The sequence below is a fragment of the Hubeiibacter jixunmingi genome (genome assembly GCF_041928215.1).
In the GTDB taxonomy this organism is placed as follows: Bacteria; Pseudomonadota; Gammaproteobacteria; order Pseudomonadales; family Moraxellaceae; genus Acinetobacter.
Window position 1 is genome coordinate 1 of the sequence record NZ_JBHFHK010000074.1, and the last position, 9,320, is coordinate 9,320.

General features: G+C 39.2%; 10 protein-coding genes. 2 read left to right on the forward strand and 8 right to left on the reverse strand.

Features of this window, described 5'->3' with window-relative positions:
* Positions 1 to 112: 112 nt before the first annotated feature.
* From ACEYX7_RS09690 to ACEYX7_RS09725, 8 genes are all read right to left on the reverse strand, one after another.
* On the reverse strand, positions 113 to 640 hold the full coding sequence (locus tag ACEYX7_RS09690) for a hypothetical protein (RefSeq protein WP_374804967.1): 528 nt from the start codon (positions 638 to 640) through the stop codon (positions 113 to 115).
* 116 nt (positions 641 to 756) lie between these two features.
* Positions 757 to 1,827: an LPS export ABC transporter permease LptG gene (lptG, locus tag ACEYX7_RS09695; RefSeq protein WP_374804968.1), complete on the reverse strand. Its 1,071-nt coding sequence runs from the start codon at positions 1,825 to 1,827 to the stop codon at positions 757 to 759.
* Positions 1,824 to 2,936, reverse strand: coding sequence for an LPS export ABC transporter permease LptF (lptF, locus tag ACEYX7_RS09700; protein WP_374900495.1), 1,113 nt, complete (start codon positions 2,934 to 2,936; stop codon positions 1,824 to 1,826). The genes lptG and lptF overlap by 4 nt, the downstream gene beginning before the upstream one ends.
* A gap of 125 nt (positions 2,937 to 3,061) precedes the next feature.
* A complete protein-coding gene (locus ACEYX7_RS09705; RefSeq protein ID WP_374900497.1) occupies positions 3,062 to 3,946 on the reverse strand; it encodes an acyl-CoA thioesterase in 885 nt (294 codons plus the stop codon).
* Between the two features lie 100 nt (positions 3,947 to 4,046).
* Positions 4,047 to 4,706 carry a response regulator gene (locus tag ACEYX7_RS09710; RefSeq protein WP_374804971.1) on the reverse strand — a complete coding sequence of 220 codons (660 nt, stop codon included), beginning with the start codon at positions 4,704 to 4,706 and terminating at the stop codon, positions 4,047 to 4,049.
* Positions 4,707 to 5,020: 314 nt separating this feature from the next.
* A complete protein-coding gene (locus tag ACEYX7_RS09715) occupies positions 5,021 to 5,332 on the reverse strand; it encodes a DUF6587 family protein (protein WP_374804972.1) in 312 nt (103 codons plus the stop codon).
* A gap of 16 nt (positions 5,333 to 5,348) precedes the next feature.
* Complete coding sequence (feoB, locus tag ACEYX7_RS09720; protein WP_374804976.1) at positions 5,349 to 7,178, reverse strand: ferrous iron transport protein B; 1,830 nt, start codon at positions 7,176 to 7,178, stop codon at positions 5,349 to 5,351.
* An 18-nt stretch (positions 7,179 to 7,196) separates the two neighbouring features.
* Positions 7,197 to 7,439 carry a FeoA family protein gene (locus tag ACEYX7_RS09725; protein ID WP_374804973.1) on the reverse strand — a complete coding sequence of 81 codons (243 nt, stop codon included), beginning with the start codon at positions 7,437 to 7,439 and terminating at the stop codon, positions 7,197 to 7,199.
* 205 nt (positions 7,440 to 7,644) lie between these two features.
* Here ACEYX7_RS09725 and xerD point away from each other — a divergent pair, with 205 nt between their 5' ends.
* Entirely contained in the window at positions 7,645 to 8,562 is a 918-nt protein-coding gene (gene xerD, locus ACEYX7_RS09730; RefSeq protein WP_374804974.1) for a site-specific tyrosine recombinase XerD, read from the forward strand.
* Between the two features lie 252 nt (positions 8,563 to 8,814).
* Positions 8,815 to 9,258, forward strand: coding sequence for a YitT family protein (locus tag ACEYX7_RS09735; protein ID WP_374804975.1), 444 nt, complete (start codon positions 8,815 to 8,817; stop codon positions 9,256 to 9,258).
* Positions 9,259 to 9,320: the final 62 nt, after the last annotated feature.

Genomic DNA, 9,320 nt, shown 5'->3' on the forward strand with positions numbered 1-9,320 from the left:
TAAGCAAGGGCTTCTTGATGACTATATTTGTGAGCAACTTCGTTGCCCTTCGGTTAGGTTTGCGTAAGTCCTATTTAGATAATTATTTGTCCCAACAACATGCAATTTTAGGTTATTGGTGATTTTGACTAAACCATTGTCCATCAAACAGACTATTAAAATCACCATCACGATAATAACCTACATCATCATACTGTATATGATTATTTGATTTCAGTTTTAGCCATTTTACATAAGCCGAACCAGCAAACTGACCACAATATGTCTTATCTGATTGTTCATTGATTTCATATTGAAACACGGCAACACCTTGATTGATTAACCCTTTTTGGCGATATTCTTCATCAACACCATAATCTAACTGTTCTCTGCGATAAATATCCGTTAAAGTCAATTTTCCTGTAAATTCACAACGATTATTTTTAACTTTTGAATAACCCGTAATTTTATAATCAAAACTTTGTGGATTAATTTTTTTCACCGATTGTATATTGATGATTAACCGCTGATTATGTTCACCAGTAATACCAATCACAGGGAAATCTTGACTTTTAAGCAATAATTTAGAAAAATCCTGTTGCTTAAATATTTGTTTTTGTTCCGTATTGAGAGGAATAAAATATTCATTTGGATCAATCATGCTTAATATTTTTTTTGACTAAAACGCTATTTTGCGTTGCCAGTAATCCTAGACACAACGTCATTGTCATTTTTTTAATTTTTTGCTTTTGCATAGTCACATCCTTTTTGTTAAGACTATTTTACCCGATGCAATAAATATGTCCCTACACCCAGTAAAATAAATATCGGTAATAACACAAACCACGCCACAGAAATGCTAGCCACGAGGCTTGCATATCCAATAAAGTCTTGAAAATAATAAAAACCTAAACCAATGAATAAAGCAATCACCAAACGAAAGCCCATCGAATGCTGACGCAAAGGTCCAAAGATAAAAGAGCAAGCCATGACTACCAAAGCAATTAACGCAAAAGGTGCAGCAATCATTTGCCAAAATGCCAACTGATATTTACGTGGAATTTGACTGGATTGATCCAAGTATCGCATAAATTTAACCAATTGACTTGGTGCCAAATCCTCAGGATCGGCTGTCACCATATGCACATATTGCGGCTGCAATACCAAAGCCATAGCTTGTTCAGGTTGTGTGCTTGATTGTGATTGACCTTGCGATGCAATAGTCACTTGATTTACATTGTGTAATTGCCAAGTTTTATCCACCAAAAATTGCCCATGCTGTGCAGTAAGATGTTGATTTAGTATTAGATTTTCATCAAAACTAAGCACTTTTAAATCTTTTAATTCACCATTGGCATTGGCATAGTCAATGTACACAAATTGGTTGTCTTGCTTGGTCCAATAACCACGTACTTCACCAAGTTTAGCGACATAATTTTCTTGCTTAGCAGCACGAGCATATTCATTGGTTTGTGGTATCACCCACTCTCTAAGTAGCAATGAACATACTACCAAAATCAAAGCAGGACGTAATGTCCAACCGACAATCCGCCACAAACTCACACCACTGGCACGCATCACCACCAATTCACTATTGGTTGCTAAACTGCCCAAACCAACCACAGCCCCCATCAAACCTGCAATCGGTAACAATTGAAAAACGCGATAAGGCGTATCCCACAACACATAACGCAAGGCATCTAGCGGACGATAATGTTCACTCAAATCGCCCAATTCAGCCAGATAACCAAACAAAAGCTGTAATAATAATAAAATAAACAACGCACCAAACATAGCAAAGCCAGTATGTTTCACCACATGACGAGCGAGAATTTTATTTGCAATCATGCCACATCCCCATTCGCCAAGTGATTTGAATGTTTAACCGTTTTACGTTGCCAAGGCTTATTGGCAATCAACCACGCCAAAAATACATAAGTCATTAAAATCACGGGATAAATCCAAATTTGCATTTGACCTTTGCTGATACGGGTCTTGACCGCCATCATCGCCACAATCAAACTGGCAAAAATCATAATTGCAGGAAATAGACGGTGATAACGTCCCTGCCTTGGACTCACTTCAGATAAAGGCAAAGCCAAAAATAATGCCACCAAAATAATAAATGGTGCAAAAATCCGCCAACCCAGTTCACTGGCAAGTTGAGAATTGGTATTATAATGTTGTAATAATTGTTGCATGGTCATCGCTTCAGGACGCTGTGCTTCAATTTTCTTTTCTTGTTCTGGCTCTAAGCGTAAACGATAATGTTCAAATTCAGCTTGTACATAAGCAGGCTCACCAGCACGGTAGCTATAACGTCGCCCTTGGTATAAATCTACACTACTGGCATTGTCATTGGGATTGACTACACGCTTCGCTTGTTTTGCCACGATGATCATATCAGATTGGTCAGCTTGCTTGGCTTTTTGGTAAAAGAAAATATCTTCTAGACTGCTTTTATCTTCAGACAATGACCCTGCGTAAATGGTATAAACACCACTAGAAATAAACTCTTGTGGACGTACCAAATCAAAACCACTGCGTACCGCTTGCGTCACCGTCACTTCATCAAAACGACGATTTCCCCACGGTGATAACCACGCCATCATCACAAACTGTAAAATACAAAAAAACGCAGTCAGTGCCAGTAATTTTTTACCCAAGTTCAGCCGACTAATACCGCTGGCATTAAATACCGCCATTTCGTGTTCGACATATAAACGCCCAAACACCAACACCAATGCAATAAAAAAACCCAAAGGCAATATCAGGGTTAAAAATTCAGGTAAGCGATAACCCACCAAACCTAATAACGCCCCAATATCCAAGTTGCCTTGTGCCGCCAAACCAAAATAACGAATTAGGCGACTTCCCATAATAACGAGGGTCAGCAAAGCCACAACCACCAGTGTCGTGCTGAATACTTGTCGAGAAAGGTAGCGTGCAATAATCACAGAGCTTTGACCAAAAGTAATATCAAAAGTTTTGTCATTTTAACTGATTTTTTCAAAAAGAATTATAAAAAACAGCATTGGATTGTAAATTGCTGTATAAGACATAATACATTAAAATTCAAAAATTAGCCTTGGCTAAAATCCAAATCACGCAAACGCACCAAGCCTTCTTGCACTGTACTACATACCAGTAAACCATTTTGCCACATACGTCCAAAATTCAACCCTCGTGAAGATGCCGTTTGCGTAGCATCCATATCGTACAATAACCATTCATCAGCACGCATTGGATGATGAAAATAAATGGTATGATCAAGGCTAGCCACTTGTAAGCTCGGTGACAACCACGACAAACCATGTGGACGCAAACACGTCGTCATCAAAGTATAATCTGAACAAAACGCCACAATCGCTTGATGCAAGGCATTGTCATCATGTACTGATGAATGACTTGGAATAGTATCCCAAGTTTTAAAATAATAGGCTTGATTTGGCACATCGACTTGTGGCTCAAAAGGATGTGTTGGGTTAATGGGTACAGTTTCGATATGACGCTGACGCAAAAATGCCTGACGATAATTTTCAGGTACAGAGGCAATCATTTGCTTTTTTAATTGTTCTTCGGATGGCAATTCATCCACTTGGGGATAATGCGGTTCAGCAACTTGGAATTGCAAACCTTCTTCTCGTGGAGCAAATGACACCATGGCTTGAAAAATAGTGCGTCCATGTTGGATGGCTTTGACGCTACGGCTGACAAAGCTTTTGCCATCACGTAAAGATTCAACTTGGTAAATAATCGGGGCATTAATATCACCCGCAAATAAAAAGTAAGCATGCATGGAATGAGCAGGACGGTCGGTCGTATAACTGGCAGCAAGCAATGCTTGACCTAGAACCTGACCACCAAACACACGTTTACCGACCAAATTTTGGCTTTTGCCACGATATAAGCCATGCTCTAATTTTTCTAGACTTAAAATATCAATCAAATCTTGGGTAATACTCATACAAACATTTCCGCGAACATATTTCATGCAAAGTACATTATAAAACGCAGTATATACTAATTAAACCTAATTTTTATGCGGTTCCTTTATCTTTAGGTGATTAAATCGTATCTACATCAACCTTATTTTGCTCAATATTCAATGCACTAATTGCCAAAACTGCTTGGGTACGATTTTGTACACCGAGTTTGCGGAAAATTGCTGTGGCGTGGGCTTTGATCGTGGCTTCTGACACATCCAATTCATAAGCGATTTGTTTATTCAGCAAGCCATCCGCCACCATCATCAACACGCGGAATTGTTGTGGGGTCAAGGATTGAATACGTTCTGCCAAATCAGCTTCTGCCACCGCACGCGGATCATCTTCACTGTCCAAATCATGCGATAGCCAAATTTCACCTTGTAACACTTGTTGAATCGCTTCACCAATCGATGCTGGCGGTGCTGATTTTGCAATATAACCCATCGCACCATGGGCAATGGCACGTTGCATAACACGGCTTTCTTCATGGGCAGAGACAATAATAATTGGCAAAGCAGGATAATGTGAACGAATATGTACTAAAGCAGAAAAACCAGAAGCGCCAGGTAAGTGTAAATCTAGCAAAACCAAATCAGGCAATGGTTGCACTTCAAGATGTTGGTAAAGATCTGCTACTGAGGCAATCTCAGTAATGTGTGCATCAGAGATGTAATGCCGTACCGCCTGTATCAGAGCGTGGCGAAATAATGGGTGATCATCAACAATTAAAATTTGCATAGCGTTATATTCCTAGCAATGCTTCGGTTTAAAATATCCGTGTTTTAACAAAATGAACAAAACAACGTTAGCTATTGTAAATTAGCATAATATTAGACTAATGTATAATTTTTTGTAAAAAATATGATTTTTTTAAATATAATCGCTATCATACATTCAAATAATATGATTAGTCCCACTATTATACTAGATAATACGTGTTCCTTCAGTATATAATATATCATTTCAAAATAAATACGAATTTTAATTTAAATCACTTACAACTGTGATTTATATCACGAAATAAAATTCTCATTCTAAGAAATAAATCATTATTATTCTTTTTTTGACCCTTTTAATTGCACAGCTTGAATGCGTACTACATTATCAACGCTGGATTGATGCTTATCCGATGATGTTGGATTTTTGCATTTGCTACACGGGCTGTCATCACTGCTATGACAGCCTGTATTGGATTTTTTTTGGAAAAATTTTGCTAAACTATACCATTGTTTTGTTTGACAATAATTTGCCAAACTTAAATTAACACGTTTTGCGGTGTTAGGCATGACGTGACGAAATACAACCGCCACGCTCCATAACACAATGATTGTGATAATAATTAAAGCAATAATATCTCCAAACATCATGGCTTCCCCTGGCTTACCATCGAATCGCAATTTGATAGGTGATAAATGCTGCAAGATATGCCAAACCAAACAAATAAGTGGTCATCAACATCACCATACCCCATGAGCCTGTTTCACGTTTGACCGTTGCCAAGGTTGCCAAACAATGTGGTGCGTAGATAAACCATACCAATAATGCAAAAGCAGTCGCCAAGCTCCAACCACTGTCAGGCGAACTGAGCAAAGTCGCCAAACCATCAGCTTGAGAATCCCCTTCACCACTTACCGCATAAACCGTACCGAGTGCTGCCACCACCACTTCACGTGCTGCCATGGCTGGAATCAGAGCGATACATAACTGCCAAGGAAAACCTAACGGTGCAAAGATCGGTTGCAATAATTGTCCCAACTGCCCTGCCATACTGTATTGAATCGCAGGCATGGTTGCATCAGCAGGTGGTTCAGGAAAACTACTCAAAAACCATAAAATAATGGTCAAGGCAAAAATAATTCCCCCAACACGTTTCATAAAGATTTTGGCACGTTCATATACGCCTAATGCCACATTCTTAAGGCGTGGAATACGATAACGTGGTAATTCTAATAATAAACTATGCTCACTTTTATCACGTTTAAACAGCTTCACGATAAATGCCACGATTAATGCACTGATAATCCCTGCAAAATATAATGCAAATAATACTAAGCCTTGTAAATTAAAAAATCCCCACACCGTTTGATTAGGAATAAATGCTGCAATCAACAAAGCATATACAGGCAGACGAGCTGAACACGTCATCAACGGTGCAACAAAAATAGTGACTAAACGCTCTCGTGGATCGGTAATACTACGTGTCGCCATAATCCCAGGTACAGCACAAGCAAAGCTTGATAATAATGGAATAAATGAACGTCCGCTTAAGCCTGCACCCGACATCAATTTATCTAACAAAAATGCTGCACGTGGCAAATAGCCCGAATCTTCTAATAAAAAAATAAATAAAAATAAAAATAAGATCTGTGGTAAAAACACCACCACACCGCCAGCACCAGCGATAATGCCGTCAATCACCAAACTTTTGAGTATCGGATCGCTAATAAATGGCTCAACCCATTCACCAATCATCCCAAATAGCGACTCAATACCATCCATAAACGGTGCTGACCAATAAAATACCGCTTGGAAAATCAAGAACATGATCACCGCAAGCGAAATCAAGCCAAATACAGAATGCAAAAACAAATCATCCAAGCGTGATGTCATCATATCGTTGCTGGCAGGCGTGGTAACCACTTGCGGATAAATGTCACGCACATCTAAGTCTTGAATCTTATTGATATTGGCAGTAGAAAATTGGTGTTTACCCAAAGCGGTTAATAGGTGTTGCAATCCTTGCTTTTTGACTGCAACTGCTTCCACCACAGGCACGCCCAAAAGGCTAGATAGCTTGGCAATATCAATCGCTACACCTTGTTGGCGAGCTTCGTCCATCATATTCAGCACCACCAATACGGGACGCTGTAAACGCAACACTTCTAATAATAAATTGAGATGCAAACGCAAATTGCTGGCATCCAAAATACACAATAACGCGTCCAATTGAGCATCATCACGCACACCCAAACACACATCACGGGTGACTTCTTCATCGGGACTGACTGCATTGAGACTATACGCCCCAGGCAAATCCAAAATACGCACGGTCTGACCATTGTCTAGGCGAAAATAACCTTCTTTACGTTCAACCGTTACCCCTGCATAATTGGCGACTTTTTGCTTCGTACCAGTCAATTGGTTAAATAATGATGTTTTGCCACAGTTGGGATTGCCCACTAATGCTAATCGTAATTCTTGATTTTCCATAGTATTCATCGTCTAGCCTTACTGCGTCATCACTTCGATACGGTTGGCTTCTGCACGACGTAATGCAAAACGTGAATGCCCAATCTTGACCAAAATCGGCTCGCCACCAAATAAACCACGCCCTAACACTTGTACAGGTTCACCTTGTTCAAAGCCCAATTGCGATAGGCGTTGGCTAATCATATCTGTGGTATTCTCTGTCACCGCAAGTACTTTGGTAATGATTGCAGTTTGATTGTTGGCAAGTTGTGACAGACGCATAATGTTCGCCTTAGGTTAAATTAAAATGATTCTTATTATAATAAAACTTTCACCGCTTAAATAATGATAATTTTCATTCTTATTTAACTCTATAATCGGTATTTTCGATACTAATTGTTGTTTAAACAGTTTTTTTTGCTGATTTTGCTTTTATTTTCTTTCCAAGTCATGTTATGTTAAATATTCTCTATGAATTACTTTGACAATGATTGTAAAAAAAGCTCGCCAGCCCAGTGCGGTGAATATCCCTGCCGATTTGACTTATCTCTATGGTTTTCGTGATTATTTATTTAGTCATAGTCAAAGTGTGCATACCCGTAATGCCTATTTATCGGATTTGATTCAATCGGCAAATCTGCGTGACACCGCCCTACCCGATTGGCAAGCCAGTGATGTGCAAGATGCGATTTTACAATTACAAATCCAAGACAAAAGCCCCAGTTCCATCGCCCGTTATATGTCCGCATGGCGACAGTTTTTTATTTTTTTAATTGAACATAAATTACGCACCGACAATCCCTTACAACATATCAAAAGCCCCAAACAAGCCCGAATTTTACCCAAAAGTTTATCCATTGATGACGTGGAAAAATTACTCGATATACCTGATTGCGACACCGCTTTGGGTTTGCGTGATCGAGCCATGTTAGAGCTACTCTATGCGTGCGGTTTGCGTATTAGTGAGCTGATCAATCTGCAATTACAAATGATTGATATGCAATATGCGATTGTGCGGATTCGTGGTAAGGGCAACAAAGAGCGACTGGTGCCGATGGGCGAAATCGCCATGGATTGGCTACAACGTTATTTACAACAGTCTCGCCCGCAGTTGTTGCATGGTGCGACTGATATTGTATTTTTGACCAGACAGGGTAATTTGATGACACGGCAAAATTTTTGGTATGCTATCAAAGCCTATGCCTTACAAGCCGAGATTTATAGCGATTTATCACCGCATACTTTACGCCATGCTTTTGCCACGCATTTACTCAATCATGGTGCGGATTTGCGTGCGGTACAAGAATTGCTTGGGCATAGCGACCTATCCACCACGCAAATCTATACCCATATCGCCCAAAAACGCATGCACGATATTTATCAACACAGTCATCCTAGGGCGTGATTTTTACGCTGATGTGCTGGCATTTCAAGATAAATTGCTTAACTTATTTTAATCATTTTTTATTACGTGACAAACCAACTGCTTAAACAAGCAAGTTGAAAAAATAGGAGGATAGATCAGATACAAAAGACAACCCTATCGTTGTTTGTAGAGTGCTTTATATCGCAAAATCTTAAAATTTCTATTGAATATCCATACAATTTCCCCTATTTCATGCAGTCTTTTTCTCTCCTTATTTTTTAGAATTTTTTTATGACTCAAGCGACTCACCCAGATCAAGATTTGACACAGATGGATGAAAATAACATCAGCCATAGCCTATTAGAAGATGCTTTCGCAGTGATTATCGGTACAGCGATGATTGGCTTTGCTCTACTTTTATTACAACAATCTCATGTCATGGTCGGTGGCACGGTAGGACTGTCGTTATTAATCCAAAAAATCACTCATTTACCTTTTAGTATCATCTTTTGGGTGGTAAATTTACCTTTTTATTATTTGGCTTATTTGCGTTTGGGCAAACAAATGCTGATCAAAACCATTATTGCAGTCAGCACTTTATCAGTCATGACAGAGATTCATCCGCTATTTTTACATTTGGATACAGTACAACCGTTATATGCCAGTATCGTTGCCAATACTTTAATTGGACTCGGTCTGCTGATTCTGTTTCGCCATCGTGCTAGGGTGTGTTGACATACAAAGAAAATCAGTTATTCTGATTATATGAATAGACTAACACTTACTGATGCCCAATG

Excerpts from the sequence above, each read along its gene's own strand:
- ACEYX7_RS09690 (WP_374804967.1), bottom strand. The coding sequence starts at position 640 with ATGATTGATCCAAATGAATATTTTATTCCTCTCAATACGGAACAAAAA.
- lptG (WP_374804968.1), bottom strand. The coding sequence starts at position 1,827 with ATGATTGCAAATAAAATTCTCGCTCGTCATGTGGTGAAACATACTGGC.
- ACEYX7_RS09705 (WP_374900497.1), bottom strand. The coding sequence starts at position 3,946 with ATGAGTATTACCCAAGATTTGATTGATATTTTAAGTCTAGAAAAATTA.
- ACEYX7_RS09710 (WP_374804971.1), bottom strand. The coding sequence starts at position 4,706 with ATGCAAATTTTAATTGTTGATGATCACCCATTATTTCGCCACGCTCTG.
- ACEYX7_RS09715 (WP_374804972.1), bottom strand. The coding sequence starts at position 5,332 with ATGTTTGGAGATATTATTGCTTTAATTATTATCACAATCATTGTGTTA.
- feoB (WP_374804976.1), bottom strand. The coding sequence starts at position 7,178 with ATGGAAAATCAAGAATTACGATTAGCATTAGTGGGCAATCCCAACTGT.
- ACEYX7_RS09725 (WP_374804973.1), bottom strand. The coding sequence starts at position 7,439 with ATGCGTCTGTCACAACTTGCCAACAATCAAACTGCAATCATTACCAAA.
- xerD (WP_374804974.1), top strand. The coding sequence starts at position 7,645 with ATGATTGTAAAAAAAGCTCGCCAGCCCAGTGCGGTGAATATCCCTGCC.
- ACEYX7_RS09735 (WP_374804975.1), top strand. The coding sequence starts at position 8,815 with ATGACTCAAGCGACTCACCCAGATCAAGATTTGACACAGATGGATGAA.